The organism is Pseudomonas sp. HLS-6 TE3448 (assembly GCF_053629555.1).
Genome location: NZ_JBRJIO010000001.1, coordinates 3,152,937 through 3,179,590, shown reverse-complemented (window position 1 = coordinate 3,179,590; position 26,654 = coordinate 3,152,937). Strand labels below are relative to the sequence as shown.

Genomic DNA, 26,654 nt, shown 5'->3' with positions numbered 1-26,654 from the left:
CAGCGGCGGTCAGACGATCGGGTCATGGACGGTGACCAGCTTGGTCCCATCGGGGAAGGTCGCTTCCACCTGCACGTCGTGGATCATTTCTGCAACACCTTCCATCACCTGCTCACGACCCACGACTTCACGGCCCAGGCTCATCAGTTCGGCGACCGTACGGCCATCCCGTGCCCCCTCCATGACGGCGGCGCTGATCAGCGCCACGGCTTCGGGGTAGTTGAGTTTCAGCCCTCGGTCGCGGCGCCGCTCGGCGAGCAACGCCGCGGTGAACAGCAGCAACTTGTCTTTTTCTCTTGGCGTCAGTTCCATGGTGTGTTTTCTCAGGTAGCCCAGATGCGTGGCGGGCACGGCGGCAGGCCGACAACAGCCGGTCGCAAGGCGTGCCACAGCCGTTGCAGGGTGGATTGCAGGCGTTGGTTGTCGTGGTCCAGCAGGCGGACCACCAACAGTTGCCCCAGCAGGGTTGCCCCGGCGGGCGTGACAAGGTCGTCGATCAGGGCGCGAACCTGCTCCAACAGTTGCGGGTTAGCCGGAGCGGCGCAGAACGTCGCCAGCAACGGGTAGCCGCCGAGTTTGCCCAGGTGCCCACCCTCAAGGCGCAGGCGTTCATGCAGGCCGGGATCATCAGGCATGTCGATGTGCAAGCAGCTGTCCAGCGCACCATGGCTAAAGGTCTCGCCCATCACCGGACGCCCAAGGCACAGGGTTTCCCACGCCAGCAGGCGGGCACCGGGGGCCAGGCTAAAGCAGGTCTGCAACGACACACGGGCGCCGGGAAAGCAGATGCTGTCCTGAGGTAGCCACTCCAGGATGCTGTCTTCTGCCAGGTGAAAATGCTGCTTGAGGATCGAAGTCGGGCCGGCACTGCGGTAGAACTTGGTGGCGCCGGGCATGGTCATCAGCGCGTGGCTGCCTGGCTCCAGGTGGATATCCAGCGCCAGGCGGTCGCCCCCCACCACACCGCCCGGCGGGTGCAGCACATACACGTGGCACGGCGCGCCCTCGGGGTAGAACGGACGTTGCACCAAAAGAGGTCCGAAGTGACGTCGCGCACCAATACAGGTCTTCGTGTCACAACGAACAAAACGCAGCGTGAGCTCGGCGCTCCAGCCTGCAGGGATGCAAGCGGCGTCGAGTGGTTCAGCAACAAACATGCAACCCGCCCCGGTGAACACTGGGCACTGTGCGCCGAAAGGGCGAGCAGGCCACAGGTGCAGTTGAACAACCCTCACCTCATGCACGACAACAGCGCACAACGTGTTTGACCAATCGATCAGCTATCGATGCAGGGGCCAATGCAGGTTGTGGGCCAATTCCCGACGTGCGTGGTTGTGGCGCAGCAGGCCATGCACCGAGCACAGGCTGCACGGCGAACTACCCTTGAGGTGGGTAGGCGCACGAGGGCGATGCCATGAAGGTCGACAAACGACAAGCCCGATTGATCGACGCCTTGGCACGGCTCGGCTTTGTCGTCGGTGGTCTTGGTTTCGTCAGCGTGCTGGCGATCATCACCGGGTTCGACGTGTTCAACCGGCTGTGGCTGGCGCTGCTGGTAGTGATTCTGATCTTTACCACGGGCTGCTGGCTGATCGGTCTGGCTTGCGCGCGAGCGTCCAGCACCCCAGCCGATGCATCACCCAAAACGCTGGAGAGGGCCGTCCCTGTGCGCCGTCGACGACCTCACGAGCTGATCCTGCTCACGCTTATCATGCTGCTTTTCGTCGGCGGTTACACCGCAACGGCCTATCTGGCAGCGCGCGCTGGCGCAGCACTTGTCGCCACCTGCGTTACCCGCTTAACCAGCACCTTGGTCGCCAACGAGCAGGAACAGGCATTGGCCTACCTGGTGGGCCCGGTATGCCAGTGCATCTCCCAACGCTTTATGGAGAAAAACGGGGTTGTCCGCCTTGCACTGCTCCACAGCCAATGGCTCAACAGTGCCGCCTATTCAGCAGTGACCGACGCCGAGCAAATGGCCTGCATGGAACGATTTCTGAACCGCGCCCCGCCAGCCATCCAAAGCCTGCCGCCCAACCGCACAAAGGACTGAAGACTTGATGTAAATCAGACGCAACGCGGCTGATCGTCGTACACCTTCAAACAGGCCTCCACCCCCCTTGCCATCTGGGAGCACCACCATGTCGACTGATCCAAGCCAGCACAAAGCCCTGTCCGCGCTATGCCAGGGTGAAACCGAAGAGCATTGGATAGAAGCCTTGAATGACGGCACTCATGTGCTGATCCGGTCGTTACAGGAGCGTGATCGCCTGCGCGAATTCCAGTTTGTCAGGCACTTGTCGGCCGAAGCCCGTCGCGCTCGCTTCATGGGCGGATTCAACCGAGAAGACCTCACCCTGCTGGACCAGTTGATGGACCTGGATGGCCACGACCGTGTCGCCTACGTCGCGCTGGCGCATGTCGACGGCGAGTTGCACGAAGTCGGTGTGAGCCGCTATGCGGCGATGCCAGCAGAGCAGCACTGCGAATGCGCCGTAGCGGTTGCCGACGACTGGCAACGCCGGGGTTTGGGCACGCTATTGATGGGGCACCTGATCGAGGCTGCCCGCCGCAACGGGTTCAAGCAGATGATCTCACTGGATCTGGCCAGTAACTACGGCATGCATCGGCTGGCGAAAAAGCTGGGGTTTACCAGTCGCTATGAAAACGGCCAGTTCAGCGAGCTGACCCATGAACTCGAGCTGAGCCGCTAACCGTCCCGAACACGCCCCGGGTCACCGGGGCGCGCCATACCGGGTGGCCCTTAACCATCGAAGTCCTCAGGGGTGACCACCAGCACGCTGCTAGGCATCCGGTACAAGACATCTTCCACCGTACTGCCGAAGCCTTTGCTCACCCCTCGCCGATGCACACGCCCCATGACAATGACATCGATATCGCGGGTTTCGGAAAAGCTGGACAAGACCTTTGCCGGGTTACCGACAATCATGTGCCGATTTTCAGCGGGGATACCATTGCGTTCGGCCAGCTCATTGAAGCTTTCTCCCTGAATATCGAAGACCTTCTGCGCCAGGCTTGAGGAAAACAGCATCGAACCGGTGGAAAAACCGTACTCTCCCGTGCCCATCGACGAAAGGTCATGGGCATACACGAGATGCACTTCAGCCTTGCACTGCATCGCCAGTTTCAGCGCTTCATAAATGATCCGGTCATTGAAGCCCTTGTACTGGTCGTCTGGGTGGAAGGGATCAACAGCAGCCACAATCCTGCGCGGCAACGCATTGCGGGTTTTGCTCACAAAGTGCAATGGCGCCTTGCACTCGCGTAGCAAATGAATATCCAGGGTAGTGAACATCGCGCGCATGAGGCGTGACTCGTGCTCGACCTCCTTGATTACCAGGTCTATCGGCTCCTCACGCAGGTGCGCCAGAATTTCTGGCAACACATCCTCGGCCCACACCACTTCGGTCGTGACCTCGATACCCAACTTGCGCATTGGCCGGGCCTGGTCCTCAAGCCAGGCATGGTGTCGCTCCACATAGCCCTCGCGCATCTGCTGCAGCGCCTCAGCATTGACCAGCCCCGCTGTTGCGAGCCCCTCCACATAGTCGAAGGCGACAATGTGCAGCGGTTCATCCCGTGCCTTTGCCAAGGCAGAGGCTCTGTCAAAGGCCGGGCCGGCTTTCATCAACGGCGAGGACACCAACATAAGATGTTTTTGCATGGTCATGACGCACCTCTCATCAGACGGAAGTTGGCCTGCAGCCCTTCAAGCAGGAAGCGTGCTGCCCAAAGGCAATTCAAGCCCTATCCTGCGGCCACCTGCCCCCTGCGGCTTGATGTGGGTCAGAGTCCGCATTTCTTTTACCGGCAAAACGACACACGGTCGCGGATCCACGATTTCAGGGCCATACTCATTGATTCAGATCAACCTTTCAGCCCCTCGCCAGGAGCAGCCTGTTGAAAGTGATCAGAACCGATGCGCTGCGCTCAGGAGACACAGCCATGGCGAAAATGAAAGCGGCAATCTTCGTTGAAAAAGGCCGTATTGTTCTGGATGAAAAGCCAATTCCAGAGATTGGACCGCTGGATGCGCTACTGCGCATTACCACCACCACAATCTGCGGCACCGATGTCCACATCCTGCGCGGTGAATACCCGGTCGCCAAAGGGCTGACCATTGGTCACGAGCCCGTCGGGGTCATCGAGAAACTCGGTTCACAAGTCCTGGGGTTCAGCGAAGGACAGCGGGTGATCGCCGGCGCAATCACGCCCAGTGGCCATAGCTACGCCTGCCTGTGCGGCTGCGCATCCCAGGATGGCCCCGGCACGCGGCATGGCTTCCGTGCTACGGGAGGCTGGAAGTTCGGCAACATCATCGATGGCTGCCAGGCCGAGTATGTGCGGGTACCGGACGCCATGGTCAACCTCTCCCCGATACCCGATACCCTCACCGATGAGCAGGTGTTGATGTGCCCCGACATCATGTCCACCGGCTTTTCCGGTGCGGAGCGCGGCGGCGTGCAAATCGGTGATACCGTTGCGGTATTCGCCCTGGGCCCGATTGGATTATGCGCAGCGGCCGGCGCCCGGCTGATGGGCGCCACCACCGTCATCGGCGTTGACACCGTCGCTGCACGCGCTGCAGGTCGCTAAACAGCTGGGCGTTACCCACACCGTCGACTTCAAGGCCGGCAATGTGGTGGATCAGATCATGGCGCTCACCGATGGACGCGGTGTCGATGTCGCCATCGAGGCACTGGGTACGCAGGCCACCTTTGAGTCGGCACTGCGGGTTCTGCGCCCCGGTGGCGTGCTTTCAAGCCTGGGCGTGTACTCGAGCGACTTGCGCATACCGGTCGATGCATTCGCTGCCGGCCTTGGCGACTACCGTATCGTTACCACCCTGTGCCCTGGCGGCAAGGAACGGATGCGCCGCCTGATGAACGTTGTCGCCAGTGGTCGCGTCGACCTCAAGCCGCTGGTCACCCATCATTTCAAACTTGACGATATCGAAGCCGCTTATGACCTGTTCGCCCACCAACGTGACGGGGTCATGAAAGTCGCCATTACGCCTTGAGCAGTAGCTAAACGCATAGAGCACCAAACCGTATAGTTTCAGGCATGGAGGCTGTTCCCCCTACAGTGACCGGGAGCATGCGAAATGTTTTCAACCCTGATGAGCAAGCCACGATTACCGGACATGGCGGCCTTGCGACGCCGCGAAGTGGAGCTGCCCTGCAACCCGGAATTGGCGGCCGCCAACAGCAGGACGAACTTTACGATTTACGCCCACCTGCAGGGTTTGAGTATTGAAAACCTGCACCTGGACCTGAGCCCCAAACACCTGGTGCTCAGTGGCTGGGCCGTTCAGCGGCGTGCCGACGCATCACTGTGCGCCGGGCCGTTTCGCTCCTCACACCGCCTTCCTGCCTCGGTATCGCTGAACAACTTCAGCCTCACCTTCAACGAAGGCCTTTTTACACTCAGGCTCTTGAAAAAAGGACATTTGAAACACGCCTTGTAACCGTCGACATCCGTCGACAGGAGAGTCGTCATGCTGATCGAACTCGAAAAGGACGCACCAACCAGCCGCTGGCTGGTTCATCTGGACACATGGGTCGTGGCCTTTCGGACCGAAGCAGAAGCCACCTGTTTCGTGCAGCGCCTGGAAGACCGAATCAAAGCACCACACGTACTGCCACCTTGCGCGCCGCCCACCCGCTGGCACGGCACATCCTCCAGCCCTGCTCCCAGGCAGCGCATCACTCACCCACTGCACGTCGACTTCCAGCGATGACTCCACTGCAAGGCCTTAGTGCCCAGTGGCCTCTGCTTCAGAAGTTCACCGCTTCCCCATGGAGCAAGACGCTATGCAACCTAACAATAACGCAGTCGCTCTAGAACACGCCGAACTGCAAACCACGCCCACCGTTTCACGCACCAGGCTGTTCTCTCTAGGCGCTTCCTGTGCTCAATGCGCAGTACGCGCCTTTTGTTTGCCGGGCGGCTGCTCACATGCCGAGCGCGACACCTTCAATTCATTGATCTCACAGCGCATGCGCATCAAGAAAGGCGCTGCCCTTTACCATTCCAATGATCCGCTAACCTACCTCTACGCCGTCCGCATGGGCTGTTTCAAGATTTCCTTGATCGACGCCCACGGCCGCGGCATGGTCGCCGACTTCATGATGGCCGGTGAAGTGATGGGGCTTGATGCCATCAGTACCTCGCGTTATGCCTGCAGCGCATTGGCACTGGAAGACAGCGAAGTGTGCCCGATCCCCTATCACCAGATCGAGCAACTGGCCCGCAACTGCCCCGCTCTGCAACAAACCCTGAACCGCCTGATGAGCCGGCAGATCGTCCGGGACAATGAGCGGCTACTGATGATGTGCAACATGAACGCCGATGAGCGCTTCGCCGCTTTTCTTCTACAGTTATCCCAACGCTATGCCATGCGTGGCTATTCGGCACTGGGTTTTGTTTTGCGTATGACCCGCGAAGACATTGCCTCATACCTGGGGTTAAGGCTCGAAACCATCTGCCGGTGCATGGCACGCCTGCGCGATTTGCAGATCGTTCGCTTTGCGGGGCGCGAGGTGGAAATTCTGGACATGCCCGCTCTCATGGCAATGGAGCATCACTGGAGTACGTGACGCGCGCCCATGCCAAGGCCCGACAACGCACTGCCGGGCGGGCACACAGGAACAACCGGCCTGGCCACAGCGCGTGGTATCAGCCTGTTGACAGGGTTGTTGAGGAGACATGCCATGCACGTCACGTTTCTCGGCGCCGCCGGTACGGTTACCGGCAGCAAGTACCTACTGGAACATAACGGTCAGCGCGTACTGGTCGACTGCGGGCTGTTTCAGGGCTACAAACATTTGCGCGTACGCAACTGGGCCCCGTTCCCCATGCCACCGCGCAGCCTGGACGCCATCGTCCTGACCCATGCTCACCTGGACCATAGCGGCTACATCCCGGCACTGGTGAGGGACGGTTACCGCGGGCCCATCTACGCCACAGAGGCCACCTGCGAACTGGCCAGTATCCTGTTGCTCGACAGCGGTCGCCTGCAAGAGGAACAGGCCGAATACGCCAATCGGCGAGGCTTCTCCAAACACCATCCGGCGCTGCCGCTGTACACCGAGGACGACGCCAAGCGCGCCCTCAAGCACTTTCGCCCCATTGCCCTGCACCATCCACAAGACATCCTCGCCGACGTCCGGATACACCTGAGGTCTGCCGGTCACATCCTTGGGGCGGCAACCGTGGAGATCATCGCCGACGGTTCCACCTGGGTATTTTCCGGTGACCTGGGCCGTTTCAACGACCCGATCATGCTCGCCCCGGAGCTCATCGAAGAGGCCGACTACCTGTTCGTTGAATCCACCTACGGTGATCGCCTGCACCCACCCGAAGACACCGAAAAGCAACTGGCTGACGTCATCACCCGCACAGCCCTGCGCCATGGCATTACTCTGGTTCCGTCCTTTGCCGTGGGCCGTGCCCAGTTGCTGATGTATCACCTCTCGCGCCTTAAACAGAGCGGCGCGATTCCTGACCTGCCGATCTATTTGAACAGCCCCATGGCGACAGATGCGACGGTGCTGTATCAGCGATTTTGCAGTGAACACCGGCTGTCCCCACGCGAATGCGAGTCGATGTTTCGCGCCACCCACATCGTGCGCACCGTTGAAGAATCCAAACGCCTGGACCAACAGCGTGGCCCGGCCGTGATTATCGCCGCCAGCGGAATGGCCACCGGTGGACGGGTGCTGTTCCACCTCAAGACCCTGGCGCCCAACCCGCATAACACCCTGTTGTTTTCCGGCTATCAGGCAGGCGGCACCCGGGGAGCACAGATCATCGCCGGTGCGCCCTCCATTCGACTGCACGGCGAGGATGTTCCGGTGCGAGCCGAAGTGGTGTCCCTGGAGAGCCTGTCGGCACATGCCGACGCCGATGAAATCATGCAATGGCTGCGTGGCTTCAAGCGCCCACCCAAACACACCTATGTGGTGCATGGTGAACCGGAGGCAGCCGATACCCTGCGTCGCCGCATCAGCCTTGAGCTCGGCTGGTCCGTCTCGGTACCGGAACACCTGGAACAAGCCGAGATAGCAGCTGCGAGCCCCAACACCGCCACAGCACCCAACGCAAAATAGGCTTGTACATGAAAATATATTTGTACAATATAACTCGACAGCAATTGCGCCGACGCCCTCCCTGAACAGCACCGCGTTACCGGCAGGAGCTCCCATGAACCGCTTCAATCCACGAAAGCTGGCCTTGTCCAAATGGACAGCCTGCACACCACTCAATCGAGAGAAACACTTTCTGGTAACCGATCTGCTGCATGACGAACAAGGCACATTGCTGAAGATCGAGTTGCAAGCCATCTACAGCGGTCGTAGCGAATGGCTGGACTGGCGCGAGCTTCGCGACAGCGAGCGCTGGAGGACAGGCTGGCAATGACCCAAAATTGATACAAAAAATATCTATACAAAAAAATTGACTTGTACAGATATTGCCTTAGCCTTAACTTGTACAAATTCCTACAAATGTACAAGTTAGAGGCCTATGGATGTCGACCTTCCTGCAGCAGTTCGCCGAGCGATTCGCCGCCCTGGATCGCGACCACCTGGAGCACCTTTCAAGCCTCTACAGCACTGACGTGTGCTTTATCGACCCGCTGCATCAGATCAATGGGCTGAACGCCCTGCAGCGTTACTTTTCCGAGCTGTATGCCAATGTCGAGGACTTGAGCTTCCAGTTCCACGGCCATGACGCAGTCGCCGAAGGTTCGGGCTACCTGCGCTGGACCATGACCTACCGTCACCCCCGCCTGCGTGGTGGAGCGCCTGTCAGCGTTACCGGATGCTCCCATCTGCGCTGGGCAGACAAGGTCTACTATCACCGCGACTACTTCGATGCCGGCGCACTGCTCTATGAACACCTGCCCTTGCTGGGTAGCGTGATCCGCGGGCTCAAGCGGAGGCTGGCATGAAGCGAATCTGGCTTACCGGCGCCAGCAGCGGGATTGGCGCAGCCTTGGCCGAAGTGCTGCTTGAGCAAGGCCATCAGCTCGCACTGACCGCGCGCAGCACGGCCCCACTGCAACAACTCGCGACACGCTTCCCCGGGCAGGTACTGCTCGTGCCAGGCGACCTGCTCGACAGCAATCAGGTCAGGCAAATTGGCGAGCGCATCACTCAACACTGGGGCGCGCTGGATCAAGTCATCGCCAATGCCGGTACCTGCGAATACCTCACGCCCGAGCACTTCGAGGCCGCGCTGGTGATGCGCGTGGTCCAAGCCAACCTGTTTACCGCCAGCCTGACCATCGAGACCGCGCTGCCCCTGCTGCAACGCGGCCATGAACCGCACCTGGTGGCCATAGGCAGTTCAGTGACCTTTCTGCCCCTCCCGCGAGCAGGTGCCTACGGTGCCTCCAAAGCGGCCCTGCGCTACCTGATCGACTCACTGCGGATCGACCTGGATGCCCAAGGCATCGCGGTCACGCTGGTCAGCCCGGGTTTTGTAGATACGCCCCTGACACGACGCAACGACTTCCCCATGCCGTTGCGCTGGTCGGCGGAAAAAGCCGCCCGCCACATCGCCCGAAAACTGGAGCGCCCGTCCTTATGAAGTGGCGTTCCCAGCACTGTTTATCGCCTGCCTGAAGCTGCTCGGCCACCTGCCAAAACACTGGCAACTGGCACTGGGCAAGCGGCTTGCACGGCCTGGCCAGGAGTCCTGACCCCATGCGTATTGCAATCGTCGGCAGCGGAATTGCCGGCCTGACGGCAGCCTACCTGCTGCAGCGTAACCACGACATCACCGTATTCGAGGCCGAAGGGCGAGTAGGCGGCCATACCCATACCGTGAACGTTCAATTGAACGAGCAGAACTATGCGGTCGACACCGGCTTCATCGTCTTCAACAACTGGACCTACCCGAATTTCATTGCCCTGATGGACCATCTGGGCGTGACCTCACGCCCCACCGAGATGAGCTTTTCGGTACATGAGCCAAAGACCGGCCTGGAGTACAACGGCAATAACCTCAACAGCCTCTTCGCTCAACGCAGCAACCTGATTTCACCGGCGTTCTGGGGAATGCTGCGGGACATTCTGCGCTTCAATCGCGAAGCACCACTGGACCTCGACCGCCAGCACATCGACGCCAGCACGACCCTCGGCAGCTACCTGCAACAGCGTGGCTACGGCAATCGCTTCATCGAACACTACATCGTGCCGATGGGGGCGGCGATCTGGTCGATGTCACTGGCCGACATGCTCGGCTTTCCCTTGGCGTTCTTCGTACGTTTTTTTCGCAACCATGGCCTGCTCTCAGTCACCAACCGCCCGCAATGGCGGGTTATCCAGGGCGGCTCCAGTGCCTACATCAAGCCACTGACAGCCAGCTACGCCAAGCACATCCGCCTGAACTGCCCGGTGCAACGTGTACGCCGTGACACCGAGGGCGTCAGTATCACAAGCGCTGTCGGCACCGAGCGTTTCGACAAGGTGGTGTTTGCCTGTCACAGCGACCAGGCACTGGCGCTGCTGGAAACGCCTACCGAACAGGAACAACAGATACTCGGCGCCATACGCTATGCGCAGAACGATGTCGTGCTGCATACCGACACGCGCCTGCTCCCCGACCGTCGCCTGGCCTGGGCGAGCTGGAACTACCGCCTGGGTGGCCCCGAGCACAGCCCAGCGGCCGTGACCTACAACATGAACATCCTGCAAGGCCTGGACGCACCACGCACCCTCTGCGTAAGCCTCAACCAGAGTGACGCCATTGACCCGGCACAGGTGCTCGGTCGCTTTCGCTACGCGCACCCCCAGTACAGCCTCGAAGCCCTTGCGGCCCAGGCACGTCACGCTGAACTGATGGGCCCGCAGCACAGCTACTACTGCGGCGCCTACTGGGCCAACGGCTTCCATGAGGATGGCGTGGTCAGTGCACTGAAGGTGGCTCAGCACTTCGGTGAACGATTATGAACAGCGCCTTGTATGAAGGCTGGGTCAGCCACCGGCGCCTGTCCCCGCGCGCGCATGCCTTTCGCTACCGCATGAGCATGTTGTACCTGGACCTGGCCGAGCAGGATGCATTGTTTGCATTAAGCCCGTTTGCCGGGCGCGAGCGGTTTTCGGCGTTCAGCTTCCGCGAACAGGATTACTTGCCACGCTACACACGCAACGGCATGGCGCTTGCCGATGCGGTCAATCTGCTGCTCGTGGAGGCCCTGGGTTACGCACCGGGTGGCGCCATACGCCTGTTGACCCAGGCGCGGAACTGGGGATTGGCCTTCAACCCGGTGAGTTTCTTCTTCTGTTTCGACGAGCATGACACGCTCGCGGCGATTCTGTGCGAAGTCACCAATACCCCCTGGCGCGAGCGCTTCCACTATGTGCTGCCGTGCAATGAACACGGCGTGCAGCAGTTCAGCGTCGCCAAAGCCTTTCACGTCTCGCCATTTTTGCCACCCGACCTGGAGTACCGCATGCGCTTCACCGCGCCAGGGCAACACCTGAACATCACCATGCAGGACTGGCATGGGCCGCAGAAGGTGTTTGAAGCCGGTCTTGGTCTGAACCGCATAGCCCTGACCCGCAGCACCTTGCACCGCCAATTGATCGCCTTTCCCTGGATGTCGGCGAAAACCGTTACTGCCATCTATTGGCAAGCCCTGCGCCTGCTGCTCAAGCGCACGCCGATCTTTTCCCATTACAACACCCAGCGGCATTTACGTGTCGCCCGTAACCGTAGCGAGGACGTTGACCATGAAGAGCCCTAACCTGGCCGTAGCCAAAAGCGGAGCCCTCGCCGCCGGTAGCACAGGCTTGCTCAAACGCCTGGTGCTGCGCCAACTGGCGCAACTGCGCAAAGGCCAACTGACCGTCGTAGTAGACGGCCAGCGCCTGATATTCGGCGAACCCCATGCCAGCCTGATGGCCGAGCTTCAGGTGCTGGATGATGCACTGTGGGGGCTGATCGCCACCAACGGTTCGATCGGCGCCGGGGAAGCTTACGTACACGGTCACTGGACCAGCCCTGACCTGACCGCCGTGGTTCGCCTGTTCGTCGCCAACCTTGACGTACTCGACGCCATGGAAGGCGGCCTGGCGCGCCTCGGGCGTCCTCTGGTTCAGGGCCTGCACTGGCTCAACCGCAACACCCGAAGGGGCTCCAAGCGCAACATTGCCGCACACTACGACCTGGGCAATGAACTGTTCGAGCACCTGCTGGACCCGACCATGATGTACTCGGCGGCAATGTTCCGCAGCTCAGAAGACAGCCTCGAACAGGCACAGTTGAACAAACTGGAGCGCATCTGTCGCAAGCTTGACCTGCAAGCCAGCGATCATTTGCTGGAAATCGGCACCGGCTGGGGCAGCATGGCGCTCTACGCCGCCATTCATTACGGCTGCCGCGTGACCACCACGACACTGTCCGAAGAGCAGTACGCCTACACCTGCAAGCGTGTTGCCGAGCAAGGCCTGCAAGCGCGCATTACTGTCCTGCGCAAGGACTACCGTGACCTTGAAGGACGCTATGACAAGCTGGTTTCGATCGAAATGATCGAAGCGGTGGGCCACCGTTTCCTGCCCAACTACTTCCAACAGTGCGCACGCCTGCTCAAGGACGATGGTCTGATGCTGTTGCAAGCCATTACCATCCGTGACCAGCGCTATGAACAGGCCAGGCGCTCGGTGGACTTCATCCAGCGCTACATTTTCCCCGGTGGCGCCCTACCCTCGCTGAGCCGCATGCTGGACGTTGCCAGCCGTAACACGGACCTGAACGTCCATCACCTGGAAGACTTCGGCCTGCATTACGCACGCACCCTGCGCCACTGGCACGAGAACCTCTGCCGGGGACGCCACGCATTGCAGCTGTTGGGCTACGACGAAACCTTTCAACGTATGTGGGAGTTCTACTTCTGCTACTGCGAGGGTGGCTTCCTGGAACGTGGTATCGGCGTGGCGCAATTGGTCCTGGCCAAACCTGATGCCCGTCCCGCGCCGCTGCTAGAGGCACTGGAAGCCTGAGGATGAACCGACGCCTGATTGGCAATGCAGTGCTGTTCCAGATCGGCTGGGCAGCCTGCATATTTGGCGCACGGCACCCGGCCTGGCTATTGCTGGCACTGGGATGCCTGGCCTTGCACGTGGCGTGGGCTCCGGTACGGGTACGCGAATGTCGCCAGCTGTTGAAAATCGCTGCCTGTGGCTGGGCGCTGGACAGCCTGTTACTGAACCTGGGCGTGTTCGATTTCGGTGAGCCGCGCTGGGTACTGCCGGGCTGGCTGGCGATGCTCTGGCTGCTATTCGCCAGCACCTTGCGCCAGAGCCTGGCCTGGACGGCATCCCGCCTCTGGCTGGCGGCACTTGTCGGCGCGTTGGGTGGGCCGTTGTCTTACTATGCCGGTGCACGCCTGGCAGACGTCGGCCTACCCTATGGGCTTTGGCCATCCTTGGCCCTGCTGGCCATACTCTGGGCGCTGTTGTTGCCCGCCTTGCACCGCGTGGCTAGAAGCCCGAAATGAGCGGTGCCAAGGGTACCGCTTCGGGCCACGCGCCGTTTCCTTGCAACTACCAGGTAGAGCGTATGGAGAACGGCAGTTTCAGCGGCGCATCAGCACTGTTACCCAGCCCGCACATTTCGTCATGCACCACCTTCTGCACCAGCAGGCAGGGGATTTCAGGTAAATGCTGCAACACCTCTCGGGCGTGCGTCGTCGAGCGCAGGCAGAGGTTGTGTCCCTGCTCGTCAAGCAACGGGTGCAGCTTTCCCTCCATCAGTGCCTGCAAGACATAGATACCGCCTTCAAGAGAAACCAGATTGAGCTCGTCAATGCGCCCGGCATCGGCAAAGCCTGACAGTTGCTGAAGGTTCATACTTGACGCTCCCAGGGGCATAGCCCCGTCTAGAGGTGCCACAGTGGAACTACCAGGGCAAACGTTCGCCCTGGTAGCTGAAAAAGCTGCCGCTGTCGGCGGCGGTGACTCCGTCAAGCACGGCCAGCATGTCCGCCACGGCGTCACGCGGAGCCCGCGCTTCCGGACGAAAAGGTCGCGACAAGGCTGAAGCAACAGTGCCAGGATGCAGCGCAACCAGGCGCTTGCCGGGCCAACGCCGCGCAGCTTCGATCGCTGCCGTTTTAAGGAGCATGTTCAACGCCGCCTTCGAGGCCCGGTAGCTGTACCAGCCACCCAGGTGATTGTCCGCGATGCTACCGACCTTGGCCGACAGTACCGCCAGCAGACCGTTGCTCCCGAGCAGGGGCAAAAAGTGCCGCAACACCAGTGCAGGGCCAATGGCATTGATCTGAAACGTTGCCAACAGTTGCGCCTGGTTCAGTGACTCCAGCGCCTTCTCCGGCATGAAGCCCTCACCGTACAGAACACCGGCAGCCAAGACGATCAGATCAAACGGTGGCTGGCCTTCATAAAACTGTGCGGCCATGGCGATGCTCTGAGGGTCGGTCAAATCCAGTACCGGGTGTGTGCCACGCCCCAGGCCATGCACGGCGGCACACCGGGGATCCTCACGCAGCGTATCAACGAAAGCACCACCGATCGCCCCACTCGCACCGATCACCAATGCCCGATAGCCCTCCGGCAGGCTGTTCATGGTTCACCCCCGCCGCGCCGGAAGAACAGGGTCACCTGCCCCAACTCCAGGCCAAACTTGGACATGAACGAGCGATTGATCAGTGTGTTGTCATCCATCAGGTACATCCAGTCATCGAACTGCACCGGATAAAACGCGCCGTCCACCTCCAGGTTGAGGGTGTAACGCCAACGCAGTGCATTACCGGCCACCTGACCTTCGGCTTCGCCGATCACGTCACCCGCCGTACCGCTCCAGCGCCCCGGCCCCTTCGGTGTCAGGCGCCAAACGCGTTGCTGACGGGTGCCATCGCTGTAAACGAAGCGCTCATCGAGGATCAGCACGCGCCCTTCCATCCGCCCCTCAATGGTCACGTGGAAACGCTTGACCACCTCACCCGAACGCTTCTGGAACATGCCCCAGGCCTGGACGGGCACCGAGAAGAACCGCGGCAAGTCCAATGCTGGCGCCTCGTTGCGGTAATGATCGACTTCGACGTTGCCGCAACTGCTCAACAGCAAGCAGCACGCCAGCAGACAGGACTTCCACATCATGCTTACCCTCATCGTCATTGCCCGCCCAGCAAGCGCTGGCGTAACTCAGGGTTACGTGTACGCGGGTCAAACCAGATATCAAAGAACGCCCGCGAAAACGCAGGGTCTGCGACCTCGTAATGCAAACGATCATCCACGTAGAACCGCGCACCGGCACCGGGCAAGAACACCCCGATGATCCGCTGCCCCGGTTCGACATCGACAAAGGCCCGCGCCATCTGTGCCTGCCACAGCTTGAGTTGCACTTCATCGACCGACCCGCCCCGTAGTCGACGTATTTCATCAACGCTGACGTCTACCAGTTGGGCACGGGTAATCGACCGGTGATAGGTCAGCTCAAGCGCAAAGGGTTGCTGATAGTCCACCTGGGCCGAAGCGCCCCACAGGCTCGCGTTGTACACACGAAAACCATAGAGCCGAAACTCGGCGCTACCGATCAAACGACCACCGGGCAGCAGCGCCTGCCAACTGGCGAAAGCACCGGGGCTGCACAACAACAGGGCGCTGAACAACAAGCCCAAGGTCCTGCGGTCGACCACGCGCGTCAGACACTGACGCAGCAGGGGAAATAGCGATCTGTCCATGGCATGGCTCTACCTTTTCTGACAACGCCGAAATGTTGGTTTCTCTGGCATTCGGTACTGCATGCACAGCGGCACTTCAAAATAGTTGTACATAAAATTGGTTTTGTACAGCTTAATGCGATGCTTCGCCGTTTTTTGTACAACTTACTGTCAAGAGGTCATGCCGATTCAAGCCCGGAGCAGGTTCCGCAGCAAGAAACCTGGGCACCCTGTGATTGCCTTGCCCTGACAGGCACTAGACTGATGCGCACGTTTATTTCCAAACACAGGTTTTGGCGATTGCCGAACCGTCGACAGGGAACACCTCATGCAGTTTCTTGAAAATGCCCCGCGCTTTCTGTTTTTCACTGGCAAAGGCGGTGTGGGCAAAACCTCGATTGCCTGCGCCACGGCATTGCAGCTCACCGCACAAGGTCGGCGCGTACTGCTAGTGAGTACCGACCCGGCGTCTAACGTTGGACAAGTGTTTGGCATCAGCATTGGCAACCACATCACCCCGGTGCCCTCGGTGGCCAATTTGTCAGCGCTCGAAATTGACCCACAGGCTGCAGCGCAGGCCTATCGAGACCGCATTGTTGGCCCTGCCCGGGGCGTGCTTGAGGCCAGTGTCGTGAAGAACATGGAAGAGCAATTGTCTGGCGCCTGCACCACGGAAATTGCGGCCTTCGACGAGTTCACAGCACTACTGGTCGGCTCCCGACAAACCGACACCTATGAACACATCATCTTTGACACCGCCCCTACCGGGCATACCATTCGCCTGCTGCAGCTCCCTGGCGCCTGGAGTGGCTTTCTTGATACCGGCAAGGGCGACGCCTCCTGCCTTGGACCGCTGGCGGGCCTCGACAAACAGCATGACCAGTACCGCAAGGCGGTTGAGGCGCTCTGCGACCCGGCACGCACGCGGCTGGTACTGGTCGCTCGGGCACAAAATGCCGCGCTACGCGAGGCGGCCCACACCCATGAAGAACTCGCCACCCTCGGCCTTCGCGAGCAGTACCTGGTGGTCAACGGCGTGCTGCCCGGCAGCGAAGCAGAAAAAGACCCACTGGCTGCAGCGGTGTATGCGCGGGAGCAGTTGGCGCTTGCCCAAATGCCTGACGTACTCAAGCCACTGCCGCTGGATCAACTGCCACTGAAGGCCTTCGACCTGGTCGGCATTGAAGCCCTGAAACAGTTGTTGCGTGATAAGGGTGACGCTGAAGGCCTTCAGCCCCCCGCCGTTCGCATTGATGCGCCAAGCCTGAGCGACCTCGTCGATGACATCGCCCTGGATGGCCACGGGCTGGTCATGATCATGGGCAAAGGTGGCGTAGGTAAAACCACCCTGGCAGCGGCGGTGGCCGTCGAACTGGCCCACCGGGGCTTGCCGGTTCACCTCACCACCTCGGACCCGGCAGCGCATCTGGCCGACACCCTGAGCGGCTCAATGAGCAACCTGACCCTCAGCCGCATTGATCCCAAGGTTGAAACCCAGCGGTATCGCGATCACGTGATGGCCACCAAAGGCGCGGCCCTGGATGAGCAGGGAAAAGCCCTTTTGGCCGAAGACCTGCGCTCGCCCTGCACTGAAGAGATCGCCGTCTTCCAGGCGTTTTCCAGAGTCATTCGAGAGGCCGGCAGGCGGTTTGTGGTCATGGACACAGCCCCGACCGGGCACACCCTGTTGTTGCTGGATGCCACGGGGGCCTACCACCGCGACATCGCCCGACAAATGGAAGGCAGCAACATGCACTTCAGTACCCCGATGATGCAGTTGCAAGACCCGAAGAAAACCAAGGTATTGCTGGTAACACTGGCCGAAACGACACCGGTACTTGAAGCGGCCAACCTGCAAGCCGACCTGCGGCGTGCTGGCATTGAGCCTTGGGCATGGGTGATCAACAACAGCATCGCGGCCACCACAACCCAATCGCCCCTGCTTCGTAGACGGGCAAAGAATGAGCTCAGGGAAATCGAGCACGTGGCCAGTGAGCACGCCAGACGCTATGCCGTGATCCCCCTGATGGCCGAGGAGCCCATCGGGGTAGAACGCCTGCTCGAACTGAGCAAGGAACAGCCCCGAGACAGGTAAGGGCAATTGGTGCATGGCTGATGAGCCTGGGACATGATCGGCGCATCAGCCCCACGACATTAGTCGAACACCGGGCGCGGATTGCCGAGACCGTGCAGCAAGAGGCACCTACGCACGTCCAATATGCACGTCTAGGCGTTTCCGATCTGCACGGGATGTATTATCGTGGCTGCCTGCGCAAGATGCGTCGCCTGACCAACCAGGCATTTGCCAACCGATCGAGGGTGCCATGAGTAACGAAAGCATTAACTGGGACAAGCTGGGCTTCGACTACATCAAGACCGACAAGCGCTACCTGTCGCACTGGCGCAACGGTGAGTGGGACCAGGGCACCCTGACCGAAGACAACACCCTGCACATCAGCGAAGGCTCCACCGCGCTGCATTACGGCCAGCAGTGTTTCGAAGGCCTGAAGGCCTACCGCTGCAAGGACGGCTCGATCAACCTGTTCCGCCCTGACCAGAACGCCCAGCGCATGCAGCGCAGCTGCGCGCGCCTGCTGATGCCGCAGGTACCGACCGAAGCCTTCATCGAAGCCTGCAAGCAAGTGGTCAAGGCCAACGAGCGCTTCATTCCGCCCTACGGCAAAGGTGCGCTGTACCTGCGCCCGTTCGTCATTGGTGTAGGCGACAACATCGGCGTGCGTACCGCGCCCGAGTTCATCTTCTCGATCTTCGCGATCCCGGTTGGCTCGTACTTCAAGGGCGGCATGAAGCCGCACAACTTCCTGATCTCCAGCTATGACCGCGCCGCGCCACAGGGCACCGGTGCCGCCAAGGTCGGTGGTAACTACGCCGCCAGCCTGATGCCAGGTGCCGAGGCCAAGAAAGCCCACTTCGCCGACTGCATCTACCTTGACCCACTGACCCACAAGAAGATCGAGGAAGTCGGCTCGGCCAACTTCTTTGGTATTACCAAGAACAACGAATTCGTCACGCCGAAGTCCGCCTCGGTACTGCCTGGCATCACCCGCCTGTCGCTGATCGAACTGGCGAAATCGCGTCTGGGCCTGAACGTGATCGAAGGCGACGTACTGATCGACGAACTCGACCGCTTTACCGAAGCAGGCGCCTGCGGCACCGCTGCGGTGATCACCCCGATTGGTGGCATCGAGTACAACGGCAAGCTGCACGTGTTCTACAGCGAGACAGATGTCGGCCCGGTAACCCAGAAGCTCTACAACGAGCTGACTGGCATCCAGAGTGGCGATGTCGAAGCGCCGGAAGGCTGGATCGTCAAGGTCGCCTGATTCCGAACCCCGCCTCCCGGCGGGGTTTCTTTTTCTGGCCTGAAGCGCTCGGCCGTACCGGCGATCGGCTAGATGAATTTTTCTTTAACCCGAGCACCGCCTATTCTTTGGCACAATCGAGCTTCCACTCGCCGCCCAGGTAAAAGCATGCCTCGCGTACTGACTATCGAAGACGACGCTGTCACCGCCCAGGAGATCGTCGCCGAACTTTCCAGCCATGGCCTGGAGGTTGACTGGGCCAACAACGGCCGTGAAGGCCTGGCCAAGGCCATCGCCGGCAGCTATGACCTCATCACGCTGGACCGCATGCTGCCTGAGCTCGACGGCCTGACGATCGTCACCACGTTGCGCAACCTGAAGATCACCACGCCGATCCTGATGATCAGCGCCCTCTCCGATGTCGATGAGCGGGTACGTGGCCTGCGCGCCGGCGGCGACGACTACCTGACCAAACCATTTGCGTCCGATGAGATGGCCGCCAGGGTCGAAGTACTGCTGCGCCGAAACAACACCGGCATCACACAGACTCGCCTGCAGGTCGCCGACCTGGAACTGGACCTGATCAGCCACGAAGCCCGACGCGGCGAACTGGCACTCAACCTGTTACCGACCGAGTACAAGCTGCTGGAGTTCCTCATGCGCCATGCCGGCCAGGTCATCACCCGCATGATGATTTTCGAGGAAGTCTGGGGCTACCACTTTGATCCCGGCACCAACCTGATCGACGTGCATATCGGTCGCCTGCGCAAGAAAATCGACGCCCCGGGCCAAGTGCCGCTGATTCGCACTGTGCGGGGCTCCGGCTATGCCATTGCCGAACCCGTCTAAGGGCTGGAGCTCATCCACAAGTCGCCTGCTGGCGCTGTACAGCTTCCTTTTCGTGGCCTGGAGCAGCATCCTCATGGGGGTGTTGTACTTTGAGGTGTCCGGCTACCTGAACAAACTCACCCGGCACTCGCTGCAACAACGCCAGCACCTGTTTGCACACATGAGCGGCAAACAACTGGATGATGCGCTGATTGCCAGCCAGGCCTTCGAGGAGCGCAGCTTCGATGCCTACGGCCTGTTCGATGCAGCCTTCAATCCACTCAGTGGCGAGATTCGCAAGATTCCCCCGGAGCTGGGCCTGGATGGCAGAATCCATGAGCTTGGCCGCTGCCTGGATGAAGATGCCCCCCACTTGCCCAAGGACAGTTGCGATGCAGTAGCCTTGAAGGTCCCTGACGGCCGGTGGCTGGTTCTGGTACGTGACAATGGCTCGCTGTTCGTGGTTACCCGGATCATCCTGCATGCCCTGCTCTGGGGGCTTTCACTGACGATCATTCCAGGCATCGCCGGCTGGTACCTGCTGCGCCGTCGCCCGCTCAAACGCATCCGGGCGATCCAGGCCAGCGCCGAACAGATCGTCGCCGGCGACCTGACACACCGCCTGCCACTGTCCCCGCGGCGTGACGAGCTGGACATGCTGGCGGCCATCGTCAACGCCATGCTCGACCGTATCGAACGGCTGATGCACGAGGTCAAGGGTGTATGCGACAACATTGCCCACGACCTGCGTACCCCCCTCACCCGCCTGCGCGCCCAGCTGTACCGCATTCGCCAACAAGCGGGCGACGACTCCGCACAAACCCAGCAACTGGACCACGCTATCGCGGAAACCGACACGCTGATGGCGCGCTTTCGCGGCCTGCTGCGCATCAGCGAACTGGAAGACCGTCAACGCCGTGCCGGGTTCGTCGAACTGGACCCGCATGCACTGCTGCTGGAGCTGTACGACTTCTACCTTCCATTGGCTGAAGACGGCGACATCAACCTGAGCCTGCAGATACCCAACCAACTGCCCAGCCTGCACGGCGACCGCGAATTGCTGTTCGAGGCACTGGCCAACCTGCTGAGCAATGCGATCAAGTTCACCCCGGCCCACGGCCAGGTCGCACTGAGCGCCCACAGCGATGCACAGGGCGTGCATATCGAGGTACAGGACAGCGGCCCCGGTATTCCGGAAGACGAGCGCCAGGCGGTGTTAAAACGGTTTTATCGCAGCGAGGAAGGTCATCGGCACCCAGGGTTTGGACTGGGCCTGTCGATCGTTGCAGCGATCGTCGACCTGCATGGGTTCGATCTGGAGATAGGAGAAAGCGCGCTGGGTGGCGCCAAGCTCGTGCTGCATTGTCGCCGGTAGCACTGGCGAGGGAATCGCGGGCAAGACCCGCTCCCACAGTGGGAGCAGGCTTGCCTGCGAGGGCGCAGCTGGTCAGTCAGCCAGGCGCCAGGTAGTGCCGCCCTTGCTGTCTTCAAGCACCACGCCCATGGCGGTCAGCTGATCACGGATACGGTCGGACTCGGCCCAATCCTTGTTGGTCCGCGCCTGCAGACGCGCCTGGATCAGTGCTTCAACCTCGGCGGCATCGACACGACCCTCGGCGCCCGCACGCAGGAAGTCATCGGCATCCAGCTGCAACACACCCAGCAGCCCCGCCAGCTCGCGCAGGCGAGCAGCAAGACCGGCAGCGATCTGCGGCTCAGCGTCACGCACACGGTTGATCTCGCGTACCAGGTCGAACAGCACCGCGCAGGCCTCAGGCGTGCCAAAGTCGTCGTTCATCGCGACCTTGAAGCGCTCGACATACTCTTCGCCACCTTGCGCCGGAACCAGCGGCAGGCCACGCAGTGCATGATAGAAGCGCTCCAGCGCACCCTTGGACTCACGCAGGCTGTCTTCGGAATAGTTGATCGAGCTGCGGTAATGGCTCGATACCAGCAGGTAACGGACCACTTCCGGGTGATACTTCTCGAGCACATCGCGAATGGTGAAGAAGTTGTTCAAGGACTTGGACATCTTCTCGCCATTGATGCGAATCATCCCGCAGTGCATCCAGGCCTTGGCGTATGGCTTGCCGGTTGCCGCTTCGCTCTGGGCGATTTCGTTCTCGTGGTGCGGGAACTCCAGGTCGTTGCCGCCACCATGAATGTCGAAGCTCTCGCCCAGGCAGCAGGTGGACATCACCGAGCATTCGATGTGCCAGCCTGGACGCCCTGGGCCCCATGGCGACGGCCAGCTCGGCTCACCCGGCTTGACGCCTTTCCAGAGGACGAAGTCCAGCGGGTCCTGCTTGGCTTCGTCAACCTCGATCCGTGCGCCGATACGCAGGTCTTCGATCTTTTTGCGCGACAGCTTGCCATAGCCGACAAACTTGCCGACCCGGTAGTACACGTCACCATTACCCGGCGCGTAGGCATAGCCCTTGTCGATCAGGGTCTGGATCATCGCGTGCATGCCGGCGATATGATCGGTGGCACGCGGCTCCTGATCTGGAGGCAGGATGTTCAGCCGGCGCTCGTCTTCGTGCATCGCGTCGATCATGCGTGCGGTCAAGGCGTCGAACGACTCGCCGTTCTCGTTGGCACGGTTGATGATCTTGTCGTCGATGTCGGTGATGTTGCGCACGTAGGTCAGGTCGTAGCCGCTATAACGCAGCCAGCGGGTGACCAGATCGAACGCGACCATGCTGCGACCATGGCCCAGGTGGCAGAAGTCGTACACGGTCATGCCGCAGACGTACATCCGTACCTTGTTGCCTTCCAGCGGGGTGAAGACTTCCTTGCTCTTGGTCAGGGTGTTGTAGATGGTAAGCACGAGGATTCCTTAGCTGCCCCACGAATCGCGCAGGGTCACGGTGCGGTTGAACACCGGGCGGCCCGGTTGGGAGTCTTTCATGTCGACGCAGAAGTAACCTTCGCGCTCGAACTGGAAGCGGTCTTCAGCCTGGGCCTTGCCCAGAGAAGGTTCCGCCCGACAACCACTCAGCACCTGCAGCGAATCGGGATTGATGTTGTCCAGGAAGCTGCCGCCCTCCTCGGTTTTCTCCGGGTTGGCGGAGCGGAACAGACGATCGTAAAGGCGTACTTCACACTCGACGCTCTCAGCCGCCGGCACCCAGTGGATGACGCCTTTGACCTTGCGGCCTTCCGGGTTCTTGCCGAGGGTGTCCGGGTCGTACGAGCAACGCAGCTCGACGATGTTGCCGTCGGCGTCCTTGATGGCCTCGTCGGCACGAATCACGTAGCTGCCACGCAGGCGCACTTCACCGGCAGGCTCCAGGCGCTTGTAACCTTTTGGCGGCTCTTCCATGAAATCGTCGCGGTCGATGTAGAGCTCGCGAGCGAACGGCAGGACGCGAACGCCCATGTCTTCCTTCGGATGGCATGGCAGTTCGAGCTGCTCGACCTGGCCTTCCGGGTAGTTGGTAATGACCACTTTCAACGGGCGCAGCACGCACATCGCACGTGGCGCAGTACGGTCGAGGTCATCACGGATGCTGAATTCGAGCATGGCCATGTCGACGACACCGTCGGAACGGTTGGTACCGATCATGTCGCAGAAGTTGCGGATCGAAGCCGGGGTGTAGCCACGACGACGGAAACCGGACAGCGTCGACATGCGCGGGTCATCCCAGCCGTTGACGTGCTGCTCGTCGACCAACTGCTTGAGCTTGCGCTTGCTGGTAATGGTGTAGTTCAGGTTCAGGCGGCTGAACTCGTACTGGCGCGGCTTGGCCGGCACCGGCAGGTTGTCCAGGAACCACTCGTACAGCGGGCGGTGGCCTTCGAATTCGAGGGTGCAGATCGAATGGGTAATGCCTTCGATGGCGTCGGATTGGCCATGGGTGAAGTCATAGTTCGGGTAGATGCACCACGTGTCACCGGTCTGGTGGTGATGGGCGTGACGAATACGATAGAGGATCGGGTCGCGCATGTTCATGTTCGGCGAAGCCATGTCGATCTTGGCCCGCAGTACACGCTCGCCGTCCTTGAACTCGCCAGCCTTCATGCGGGCGAACAGGTCCAGGTTTTCCTCGACCGAACGCTCACGGAACGGGCTGTTCTTGCCTGGCTCGGTCAGGTTGCCACGGTACTCGCGGGCCTGCTCCGGGGTCAGGTCGCAGACATAGGCCTTGCCGGCCTTGATCAGCTCGACGGCCCACGCATGGAGCTGGCCGAAGTAGTCGGAGGCATAACGCACCGGACCGGTCCACTGAAAGCCCAGCCACTTGACGTCGCTCTGGATCGCGTCGATGTACTCCTGGTCCTCTTTGGCCGGGTTGGTGTCATCGAAACGCAGGTGGCAGGCACCACCGAACTCCTCGGCCAGGCCAAAGTTCACACAGATCGACTTGGCGTGGCCGATGTGCAGGTAACCATTGGGCTCTGGCGGGAAACGAGTGACGATGCTGCTGTGCTTGCCCGAGTCCAGGTCAGCCTGCACGATCGGTCGCAAGAAGTTCGCAGGGACAGCGGGAGCGCCTTTGGCAGCGGCGTTGGGAGCGGTGTCAGCAGTGGGCTTGCTCATAGGATCCTTGAATACGGGTACACGGCCAGGGTAGGCCGACTAAATCAAAGCGCTTATCATAGCCGAAGCAGTCAAGCTGCCGACAGGTCAGCACCGACAAACAGGCGCGAATATTGACCGCCATTGCAAAAAAACAGCCGCGAACCGCGTATCGCCGCCTGTAGACTGAGCGTCAGGGTTATTACGCGATCCTGCGCAACCTATTTCAATTGCCTTGAAAAGAGCGAATTTCAGCATGTCCAAAGTCAAACTGAGCACCAACCACGGCGACATCGTCCTGCAACTGAACGCCGAAAAGGCCCCGATTACCGTGGCCAACTTCATCGAGTACGTCAACGCCGGCCACTACTCGAACACCATTTTCCACCGCGTCATCGGCAACTTCATGATCCAGGGCGGCGGTTTCGAGCCTGGCATGAAAGAAAAGAAAGACAAGCGTCCAAGCATCCAGAACGAAGCGGACAACGGCCTGAGCAACGCCAAGTACACCATCGCCATGGCCCGCACCATGGAGCCGCATTCGGCCTCGGCGCAGTTCTTCATCAACGTTGCCAACAACGATTTCCTCAACCACAGCGGCAAGAACGTGCAAGGCTGGGGCTACGCCGTGTTCGGTGAAGTGATCGAAGGCCAGGACGTCGTCGACAAGATCAAGGCCGTCCCTACCGGCTCCAAGGCCGGCCACCAGGACGTACCGAAAGACGACGTGATCATCGAGAAAGCCGAGATCATTGAGTGATACTGCTGATCTCCGATCTGCACCTGCAAGAAGAACGCCCGGACATTACCCGGGCGTTTCTTGATCTGCTTGAGGGCCGCGCCCGACAGGCCCAGGCGCTGTACATTCTTGGCGATTTTTTCGAAGCCTGGATCGGCGACGACGCCATGACGCCTTACCAGGCATCCATCTGTCAGGCCCTGCGCGCCTTGAGCGACAGTGGCACGCAGATTTTCCTGATGCATGGCAACCGCGACTTCCTGATCGGCCAGGCATTCTGCAAGGCAGCGGGCTGCACCTTGCTGAACGATCCCTGCGTGGTCGAAATGGGTGGCGAACCGGTGTTACTGATGCACGGCGACAGCCTGTGTACCCGTGACCTGGCCTACATGAAGCTGCGCCGCTACCTGCGCAACCCGCTCAGCCTGTGGATACTGCGGCATTTGCCGCTGAGTACACGACAGAAACTGGCGCGCAAGCTGCGCAGCGAAAGCCGTACGCAAACCCGCATGAAGGCCAACGACATTGTCGATGTGACGCCCGAGGAAGTGCCACGGGTCATGCAGCAGCATGGCGTGCGCACCCTGGTGCACGGGCACACTCATCGCCCGGCGATTCACAAACTGGCGCTGGGCAATACGCCAGCACGGCGTATCGTACTGGGGGACTGGGACCGTCAGGGCTGGGCCTTGCAGGTGGATGAGCAAGGCTTTCAACTGGCACCGTTCGCTTTCCGCTGAACACCTGTCGTCGGCACGCCCTGCTCGGGCAGAGGCATGCCGGTGACACCATCACCAACAAGGCCGGGGCCATGCCCCTTTTCGCGTGCGGGCCGTTACTGCCAGCTGGGAACGCCGCTATGGAAGCGGAACTCGTTGTCCGGCGCGGTGATCAGCTCCGCTTCGGCCGCCCGGACCTTCTCTACCGCCCGGTCGACATCAGCTTCTTCACCGTACTGATAGGCCAGCTTCAGGTAACCCTGGAAATGCCGAGCCTCACTCTTGAGCAAGCCGTTATAAAACTTGCCCAGTTCCTCGTCCAGGTGCGGCACTACGGCAGCGAAACGCTCGCAACTGCGCGCCTCGATAAAAGCACCGACCACCAGGGTGTCGACCAGCTTTACCGGTTCATGGTTACGCACAACCGCCCGCAAGCCCGACGCATAGCGACCTGCCGAGACCGGCCGCAAGGCGATTTTGCGCCGCTTCATCAGGCGTAACACCTGCTCATGGTGGACCAATTCTTCGCGGGCCAGGCGCGACATCATGTTGATCAGGTCAATGTGCGTATTGTATTTGGCCATCAGGCTCATGGCGGTACTGGCAGCCTTGAACTCACAATTCTTGTGGTCGATCAGCATCGTCTCCTGATCGGCCAACGCAGCCTCCACCCAGGCATCAGGGGTACGGCAGGCCAGGAACGCATCGATTTCGGGAATAAGGTGCATGGTGCTCACGGACAGGACGACGACAAAGCCGGCAATTATACGCACGCAGGCGACGATCACCACCGGCTATGCTTGATGTGTAT

28 protein-coding genes and 2 pseudogenes are annotated in these 26,654 nt (G+C 60.5%); 20 read left to right on the top strand and 10 right to left on the bottom strand.

What is annotated here, in order from left to right:
* Positions 1-9: 9 nt before the first annotated feature.
* Entirely contained in the window at positions 10-312 is a 303-nt protein-coding gene (locus AB7M23_RS14730; RefSeq protein ID WP_099774060.1) for an urease subunit gamma, read from the bottom strand.
* 11 nt (positions 313-323) lie between these two features.
* On the bottom strand, positions 324-1,157 hold the full coding sequence (locus tag AB7M23_RS14725; RefSeq protein WP_454241153.1) for an urease accessory protein UreD: 834 nt from the start codon (positions 1,155-1,157) through the stop codon (positions 324-326).
* Between the two features lie 284 nt (positions 1,158-1,441).
* On the opposite strand from AB7M23_RS14725, the gene AB7M23_RS14720 reads away from it, so the two are divergent.
* Both AB7M23_RS14720 and AB7M23_RS14715 read left to right on the top strand, forming a co-directional pair.
* Positions 1,442-2,053, top strand: a complete 612-nt coding sequence (locus AB7M23_RS14720; RefSeq protein ID WP_454241152.1) for a hypothetical protein — start codon at positions 1,442-1,444, stop codon at positions 2,051-2,053.
* An 88-nt stretch (positions 2,054-2,141) separates the two neighbouring features.
* Entirely contained in the window at positions 2,142-2,714 is a 573-nt protein-coding gene (locus AB7M23_RS14715) for an N-acetyltransferase family protein (RefSeq protein ID WP_454241151.1), read from the top strand.
* Positions 2,715-2,764: 50 nt separating this feature from the next.
* On the opposite strand, the gene AB7M23_RS14710 is transcribed toward AB7M23_RS14715, so the two are convergent.
* Positions 2,765-3,691 carry a universal stress protein gene (locus AB7M23_RS14710; RefSeq protein WP_454241150.1) on the bottom strand — a complete coding sequence of 309 codons (927 nt, stop codon included), beginning with the start codon at positions 3,689-3,691 and terminating at the stop codon, positions 2,765-2,767.
* A 275-nt stretch (positions 3,692-3,966) separates the two neighbouring features.
* Between AB7M23_RS14710 and AB7M23_RS14705 the strand changes: the two are divergent.
* From AB7M23_RS14705 to AB7M23_RS14650, 12 genes and pseudogenes are all read left to right on the top strand, one after another.
* Positions 3,967-5,041 (top strand): annotated as a pseudogene (locus tag AB7M23_RS14705) (NAD(P)-dependent alcohol dehydrogenase).
* Between the two features lie 84 nt (positions 5,042-5,125).
* Entirely contained in the window at positions 5,126-5,488 is a 363-nt protein-coding gene (locus AB7M23_RS14700) for an Hsp20/alpha crystallin family protein (protein ID WP_102052568.1), read from the top strand.
* Between the two features lie 30 nt (positions 5,489-5,518).
* Positions 5,519-5,761 carry a hypothetical protein gene (locus AB7M23_RS14695; RefSeq protein WP_102052569.1) on the top strand — a complete coding sequence of 81 codons (243 nt, stop codon included), beginning with the start codon at positions 5,519-5,521 and terminating at the stop codon, positions 5,759-5,761.
* A 73-nt stretch (positions 5,762-5,834) separates the two neighbouring features.
* Positions 5,835-6,620 carry a helix-turn-helix domain-containing protein gene (locus tag AB7M23_RS14690; protein ID WP_102052570.1) on the top strand — a complete coding sequence of 262 codons (786 nt, stop codon included), beginning with the start codon at positions 5,835-5,837 and terminating at the stop codon, positions 6,618-6,620.
* A 114-nt stretch (positions 6,621-6,734) separates the two neighbouring features.
* Positions 6,735-8,132: an MBL fold metallo-hydrolase RNA specificity domain-containing protein gene (locus AB7M23_RS14685; RefSeq protein WP_454241149.1), complete on the top strand. Its 1,398-nt coding sequence runs from the start codon at positions 6,735-6,737 to the stop codon at positions 8,130-8,132.
* Between the two features lie 94 nt (positions 8,133-8,226).
* On the top strand, positions 8,227-8,442 hold the full coding sequence (locus tag AB7M23_RS14680) for a TIGR02450 family Trp-rich protein (protein ID WP_065759465.1): 216 nt from the start codon (positions 8,227-8,229) through the stop codon (positions 8,440-8,442).
* Positions 8,443-8,551: 109 nt separating this feature from the next.
* A complete protein-coding gene (locus tag AB7M23_RS14675) occupies positions 8,552-8,974 on the top strand; it encodes a nuclear transport factor 2 family protein (protein ID WP_102052571.1) in 423 nt (140 codons plus the stop codon).
* Positions 8,971-9,727: pseudogene (locus AB7M23_RS14670) on the top strand (SDR family NAD(P)-dependent oxidoreductase). Before AB7M23_RS14675 ends, AB7M23_RS14670 begins: the two are co-directional and overlap by 4 nt.
* A 4-nt stretch (positions 9,728-9,731) precedes the next feature.
* A complete protein-coding gene (locus AB7M23_RS14665; protein ID WP_454241148.1) occupies positions 9,732-10,979 on the top strand; it encodes an NAD(P)/FAD-dependent oxidoreductase in 1,248 nt (415 codons plus the stop codon).
* Positions 10,976-11,776, top strand: coding sequence for a DUF1365 domain-containing protein (locus AB7M23_RS14660; protein WP_102052574.1), 801 nt, complete (start codon positions 10,976-10,978; stop codon positions 11,774-11,776). Before AB7M23_RS14665 ends, AB7M23_RS14660 begins: the two co-directional genes overlap by 4 nt.
* Positions 11,763-13,031 (top strand): class I SAM-dependent methyltransferase, encoded by a 1,269-nt coding sequence (locus AB7M23_RS14655; protein ID WP_454241147.1) that lies wholly within the window; start codon positions 11,763-11,765, stop codon positions 13,029-13,031. Before AB7M23_RS14660 ends, AB7M23_RS14655 begins: the two co-directional genes overlap by 14 nt.
* 2 nt (positions 13,032-13,033) lie before the next feature.
* Positions 13,034-13,528 (top strand): DUF2878 domain-containing protein, encoded by a 495-nt coding sequence (locus tag AB7M23_RS14650; protein WP_454241146.1) that lies wholly within the window; start codon positions 13,034-13,036, stop codon positions 13,526-13,528.
* Positions 13,529-13,574: 46 nt separating this feature from the next.
* On the opposite strand, the gene AB7M23_RS14645 is transcribed toward AB7M23_RS14650, so the two are convergent.
* The 4 genes from AB7M23_RS14645 to AB7M23_RS14630 are packed head-to-tail and all read right to left on the bottom strand — an operon-like array spanning position 13,575 to position 15,733.
* Positions 13,575-13,880 (bottom strand): DUF6482 family protein, encoded by a 306-nt coding sequence (locus tag AB7M23_RS14645; RefSeq protein ID WP_065759472.1) that lies wholly within the window; start codon positions 13,878-13,880, stop codon positions 13,575-13,577.
* 49 nt (positions 13,881-13,929) lie between these two features.
* Entirely contained in the window at positions 13,930-14,616 is a 687-nt protein-coding gene (locus AB7M23_RS14640; RefSeq protein WP_065759473.1) for an SDR family NAD(P)-dependent oxidoreductase, read from the bottom strand.
* Positions 14,613-15,146, bottom strand: a complete 534-nt coding sequence (locus tag AB7M23_RS14635; RefSeq protein WP_102052605.1) for a DUF3833 domain-containing protein — start codon at positions 15,144-15,146, stop codon at positions 14,613-14,615. Before AB7M23_RS14635 ends, AB7M23_RS14640 begins: the two co-directional genes overlap by 4 nt.
* 17 nt (positions 15,147-15,163) lie before the next feature.
* Positions 15,164-15,733: a chalcone isomerase family protein gene (locus AB7M23_RS14630; protein WP_454241145.1), complete on the bottom strand. Its 570-nt coding sequence runs from the start codon at positions 15,731-15,733 to the stop codon at positions 15,164-15,166.
* A gap of 307 nt (positions 15,734-16,040) precedes the next feature.
* On the opposite strand from AB7M23_RS14630, the gene arsA reads away from it, so the two are divergent.
* The 4 genes from arsA (at position 16,041) to AB7M23_RS14610 (ending at position 21,238) form a co-directional block, all read left to right on the top strand.
* Positions 16,041-17,807, top strand: a complete 1,767-nt coding sequence (gene arsA / locus AB7M23_RS14625; protein WP_454241144.1) for an arsenical pump-driving ATPase — start codon at positions 16,041-16,043, stop codon at positions 17,805-17,807.
* 229 nt (positions 17,808-18,036) lie between these two features.
* Positions 18,037-19,056 (top strand): branched-chain amino acid aminotransferase, encoded by a 1,020-nt coding sequence (locus tag AB7M23_RS14620; protein WP_065759475.1) that lies wholly within the window; start codon positions 18,037-18,039, stop codon positions 19,054-19,056.
* A 147-nt stretch (positions 19,057-19,203) separates the two neighbouring features.
* Positions 19,204-19,884 carry a response regulator transcription factor gene (locus AB7M23_RS14615; protein WP_065759476.1) on the top strand — a complete coding sequence of 227 codons (681 nt, stop codon included), beginning with the start codon at positions 19,204-19,206 and terminating at the stop codon, positions 19,882-19,884.
* The gene (locus AB7M23_RS14610; protein WP_102052579.1) at positions 19,862-21,238 is read left to right on the top strand and encodes a sensor histidine kinase; all 1,377 of its coding nucleotides are present in this window, start codon (positions 19,862-19,864) and stop codon (positions 21,236-21,238) included. Before AB7M23_RS14615 ends, AB7M23_RS14610 begins: the two co-directional genes overlap by 23 nt.
* A 72-nt stretch (positions 21,239-21,310) precedes the next feature.
* On the opposite strand, the gene cysS is transcribed toward AB7M23_RS14610, so the two are convergent.
* Positions 21,311-22,693, bottom strand: a complete 1,383-nt coding sequence (cysS, locus tag AB7M23_RS14605) for a cysteine--tRNA ligase (RefSeq protein ID WP_454241143.1) — start codon at positions 22,691-22,693, stop codon at positions 21,311-21,313.
* 9 nt (positions 22,694-22,702) lie between these two features.
* A complete protein-coding gene (locus AB7M23_RS14600; RefSeq protein WP_065759479.1) occupies positions 22,703-24,406 on the bottom strand; it encodes a glutamine--tRNA ligase/YqeY domain fusion protein in 1,704 nt (567 codons plus the stop codon).
* 235 nt (positions 24,407-24,641) lie between these two features.
* Here AB7M23_RS14600 and AB7M23_RS14595 point away from each other — a divergent pair, with 235 nt between their 5' ends.
* Together AB7M23_RS14595 and AB7M23_RS14590 are read left to right on the top strand one after the other, a co-directional pair.
* Positions 24,642-25,145 (top strand): peptidylprolyl isomerase, encoded by a 504-nt coding sequence (locus AB7M23_RS14595; RefSeq protein ID WP_065759480.1) that lies wholly within the window; start codon positions 24,642-24,644, stop codon positions 25,143-25,145.
* On the top strand, positions 25,142-25,864 hold the full coding sequence (locus AB7M23_RS14590; protein WP_454241142.1) for a UDP-2,3-diacylglucosamine diphosphatase: 723 nt from the start codon (positions 25,142-25,144) through the stop codon (positions 25,862-25,864). The genes AB7M23_RS14595 and AB7M23_RS14590 overlap by 4 nt, the downstream gene beginning before the upstream one ends.
* A 95-nt stretch (positions 25,865-25,959) precedes the next feature.
* Here the strand turns inward: AB7M23_RS14590 and miaE are convergent, their stop codons facing one another.
* Positions 25,960-26,571: a tRNA isopentenyl-2-thiomethyl-A-37 hydroxylase MiaE gene (gene miaE, locus AB7M23_RS14585; protein WP_454241141.1), complete on the bottom strand. Its 612-nt coding sequence runs from the start codon at positions 26,569-26,571 to the stop codon at positions 25,960-25,962.
* Positions 26,572-26,654 lie beyond the last annotated feature (83 nt).

Coding starts and splice junctions, on each gene's coding strand:
- AB7M23_RS14730 (WP_099774060.1), bottom strand. CDS start 312: ATGGAACTGACGCCAAGAGAAAAAGACAAGTTGCTGCTGTTCACCGCG.
- AB7M23_RS14725 (WP_454241153.1), bottom strand. CDS start 1,157: ATGTTTGTTGCTGAACCACTCGACGCCGCTTGCATCCCTGCAGGCTGG.
- AB7M23_RS14715 (WP_454241151.1), top strand. CDS start 2,142: ATGTCGACTGATCCAAGCCAGCACAAAGCCCTGTCCGCGCTATGCCAG.
- AB7M23_RS14710 (WP_454241150.1), bottom strand. CDS start 3,691: ATGACCATGCAAAAACATCTTATGTTGGTGTCCTCGCCGTTGATGAAA.
- AB7M23_RS14700 (WP_102052568.1), top strand. CDS start 5,126: ATGTTTTCAACCCTGATGAGCAAGCCACGATTACCGGACATGGCGGCC.
- AB7M23_RS14695 (WP_102052569.1), top strand. CDS start 5,519: ATGCTGATCGAACTCGAAAAGGACGCACCAACCAGCCGCTGGCTGGTT.
- AB7M23_RS14690 (WP_102052570.1), top strand. CDS start 5,835: ATGCAACCTAACAATAACGCAGTCGCTCTAGAACACGCCGAACTGCAA.
- AB7M23_RS14685 (WP_454241149.1), top strand. CDS start 6,735: ATGCACGTCACGTTTCTCGGCGCCGCCGGTACGGTTACCGGCAGCAAG.
- AB7M23_RS14680 (WP_065759465.1), top strand. CDS start 8,227: ATGAACCGCTTCAATCCACGAAAGCTGGCCTTGTCCAAATGGACAGCC.
- AB7M23_RS14675 (WP_102052571.1), top strand. CDS start 8,552: ATGTCGACCTTCCTGCAGCAGTTCGCCGAGCGATTCGCCGCCCTGGAT.
- AB7M23_RS14665 (WP_454241148.1), top strand. CDS start 9,732: ATGCGTATTGCAATCGTCGGCAGCGGAATTGCCGGCCTGACGGCAGCC.
- AB7M23_RS14660 (WP_102052574.1), top strand. CDS start 10,976: ATGAACAGCGCCTTGTATGAAGGCTGGGTCAGCCACCGGCGCCTGTCC.
- AB7M23_RS14655 (WP_454241147.1), top strand. CDS start 11,763: ATGAAGAGCCCTAACCTGGCCGTAGCCAAAAGCGGAGCCCTCGCCGCC.
- AB7M23_RS14650 (WP_454241146.1), top strand. CDS start 13,034: ATGAACCGACGCCTGATTGGCAATGCAGTGCTGTTCCAGATCGGCTGG.
- AB7M23_RS14645 (WP_065759472.1), bottom strand. CDS start 13,880: ATGAACCTTCAGCAACTGTCAGGCTTTGCCGATGCCGGGCGCATTGAC.
- AB7M23_RS14640 (WP_065759473.1), bottom strand. CDS start 14,616: ATGAACAGCCTGCCGGAGGGCTATCGGGCATTGGTGATCGGTGCGAGT.
- AB7M23_RS14635 (WP_102052605.1), bottom strand. CDS start 15,146: ATGTGGAAGTCCTGTCTGCTGGCGTGCTGCTTGCTGTTGAGCAGTTGC.
- AB7M23_RS14630 (WP_454241145.1), bottom strand. CDS start 15,733: ATGGACAGATCGCTATTTCCCCTGCTGCGTCAGTGTCTGACGCGCGTG.
- arsA (WP_454241144.1), top strand. CDS start 16,041: ATGCAGTTTCTTGAAAATGCCCCGCGCTTTCTGTTTTTCACTGGCAAA.
- AB7M23_RS14620 (WP_065759475.1), top strand. CDS start 18,037: ATGAGTAACGAAAGCATTAACTGGGACAAGCTGGGCTTCGACTACATC.
- AB7M23_RS14615 (WP_065759476.1), top strand. CDS start 19,204: ATGCCTCGCGTACTGACTATCGAAGACGACGCTGTCACCGCCCAGGAG.
- AB7M23_RS14610 (WP_102052579.1), top strand. CDS start 19,862: ATGCCATTGCCGAACCCGTCTAAGGGCTGGAGCTCATCCACAAGTCGC.
- AB7M23_RS14600 (WP_065759479.1), bottom strand. CDS start 24,406: ATGAGCAAGCCCACTGCTGACACCGCTCCCAACGCCGCTGCCAAAGGC.
- AB7M23_RS14595 (WP_065759480.1), top strand. CDS start 24,642: ATGTCCAAAGTCAAACTGAGCACCAACCACGGCGACATCGTCCTGCAA.
- miaE (WP_454241141.1), bottom strand. CDS start 26,571: ATGCACCTTATTCCCGAAATCGATGCGTTCCTGGCCTGCCGTACCCCT.